The sequence below is a fragment of the Acinetobacter sp. YH16053 genome, assembly GCF_013417035.1.
Lineage (GTDB): Bacteria > Pseudomonadota > Gammaproteobacteria > Pseudomonadales > Moraxellaceae > Acinetobacter > Acinetobacter towneri.
The window spans coordinates 1-2414 of the sequence record NZ_VPEP01000081.1 but is presented as its reverse complement, the minus strand read 5'-3'; the positions used below and the strand labels follow the sequence as shown (position 1 = coordinate 2414).

General features: G+C 42.0%; 3 protein-coding genes. All 3 read left to right on the top strand.

Annotation, left to right across the window (positions count from 1 at the left end):
- Window positions 1-1176: replication initiation protein (locus tag FTV43_RS15040; RefSeq protein WP_179995798.1), on the top strand; the 1176-nt coding region annotated here is incomplete at its 5' end.
- A gap of 363 nt (window positions 1177-1539) precedes the next feature.
- Window positions 1540-1884, top strand: coding sequence for a plasmid mobilization relaxosome protein MobC (gene mobC, locus FTV43_RS15035; RefSeq protein ID WP_110393193.1), 345 nt, complete (start codon window positions 1540-1542; stop codon window positions 1882-1884).
- The coding region (locus FTV43_RS15030) for a relaxase/mobilization nuclease domain-containing protein (protein ID WP_179995797.1) at window positions 1865-2414 on the top strand (550 nt) is incomplete at its 3' end. The genes mobC and FTV43_RS15030, both read left to right, overlap by 20 nt.

The window sequence follows — 2414 nt, the reverse complement described above, 5'->3', positions numbered from 1 at the left end:
AGAGAGAGAGATCATTTTGATTTCATTACACCAAGTGAGCGTTCGCAATATGGTTATCTCCGATATGCGTCAGAGTTTTGGCTTGGTACTTTTGTTATTGATATTGATAGCAATGTAGCAGCCAGTATCGAGGAAATAATCAAATTAAACCCTGATTTACCTTTGCCTAATCTGATTGTCAAAAACCCTGTAAACGGACACGTTCAGCTCTATTACTGTCTGCGAAATTCAGTCTGCATTGATGAAAAAAATAAACGCTATAGCAAGAAAGCGGTTGTGCTATTGAATGCAGTAAAAACACGCCTTAAAGAGCTTCTAAACGGTGATTTTGCACATAGAAATTCAGTCGCCAAAAATCCGCATAGCAGCATGTGGCGAGTATCTACTATGCGAGTACAGCCGTATCAGCTTGCTGAACTTGCGAGAATCACACGTATATATGAGCGTCCAGTGATACGCCCTATGCTATTCACTCCAAATTCAGCGAAAGCGGTCAAATTAAGCAAAAATATAACAGTAGGGGAGCGTAACAATTGGCTGTTTGAAACAGTACGGCATCACGCTTATAAGTTGTATTTCAAACATGGCGAGGACTGGACAAAACGCCAGTTTATGTCTTGCTTGTTTGATTTCATGAATAAACTCAATCTTGAGAAGTGCAAAACGCCACTGGTTGAGCGTGAAGTGCGTGAAATCTGCCGGAGTATTACCCGTTTTTGTTATGAGCGTTATAGCTACTCTGAAAACACTAACGATGTGCTACGCAAGATCGCAAAACAGTTAGGAAGAAAAGGTGGAGCAGCAAAAGGTAAGTCATACGCAAAACAACGCAGAAAAGCCCTCTCGCTGCATCGCAAAGGCTTATCTGTTGCTGAGATTGTAAATACTACTCAACTGTCTAAATCTACTGTCTATGCGCTAATTAAGAAGCATAAAAGCCGCATTCAGAAAAACAGAAAATCAGTAGCAGTTAAGCCGGGTCTAAAGCAGAAATCTGTTTTTCCAAATAGCTATCAGTATGGGGTCTGTTCTCTGGCGCCTGTTCCCTATATATCCAAGCAAGATTGCGAAGCAATATTGCTCACCATGACTAATAAACATTCTCTTTTTAGATTTTTAACTTCTATGTCTATGGGCGTCGGGTGGTTGTGGGCAAAATCAAAACCTGTGATATAAGCTTGTGGGCAAGTTGTGGTACAGCTATGCTTTTCCACAACTTGTCCATAAGCCTTATTCACAGACCAGTTTTGATGTTCGCTTGCGATTGTCCATAATCTTGTAACGACTAATTAAATACGGGCCTAATCCCAGATAGCCTTTGATCAGGCAGCCAATATTCTGACGAATCTTGCCTGCGCTAGATCAACATGCTATTGTGATTAGCCAGCACACACAAAGGGGACTTTCTTCGCTTCGCTTGAAGATTCCCTTTTGTGGCACTGGATCAGGGGCTTCACCCCCGACACCCCCGAAAACCGCCCAAAGAAAAAATCATAGATTTTCCCTTTGTCCGGTTACCGCCGAGGATTGGATTTAGTCATGACAAAACAAGACGTAGTGAAAAGACAGAAGGAAATCAAAATCCGTTTGACGGATGAAGAACATGAAAAGCTTTTGAAGCTATGCACTAAAGCCAGTCTAGCTAGTTGGATGCGTGAAACTTGCTTAGGTGAAAAACAGCCAAAACGTAATCAGATCCGCGAAGTAGATCCTCAGTTACTCAGACAACTTGCAAGTATTGGTAATAACCTGAACCAGATTGCCAGAATCATGAATCAACAGAGCAAAGCTAATTCTGCGATAGACCGAATTGCTGTTATTACTGCTTTAGCAGGCGTAGAGCGAGAATTACAGAGATTGCACGATGATCATAAAAATACATAGTCGTGGTGTGGGTGGTGGCTGTGGGCCCGTTGATTATTTACTTGGCAAAGACCGAGATCGGGAAGACGCAAGGCTAGACCGTGGCGACCCTGAACAAATGATTCAGCTGATTGATAGCACTAACTTTGCTCAGAAATATACGTCTGGCGTTTTATCGTTTGCCGAGCGTGATTTAGATGAACACCAAAAGCAACAGATCATGGATAGCTTTGAACGTGCATTACTTCCTGGACTAGATAAAGACCAATATTCAATTTTATGGGTACAGCACCAGGATAAAGACCGCCTGGAATTAAATTTTGTCGTTGCCAATGTGGAATTGCATAGCGGAAAACGCCTACAGCCATATTATGACAAGGCAGACCGTCCACGTTTAAACGCTTGGAAAGACTTAGTAAACGATCATTACCAGTTAAAAGACCCTAATGACCCTTTGAACAAGCGTGAACTATGTACACCCAATAATTTACCTAGAACCAAAATTGAAGCGTGTGAAGCTATTACAAACGGGCTTTTAAGCGTAGCGGAAC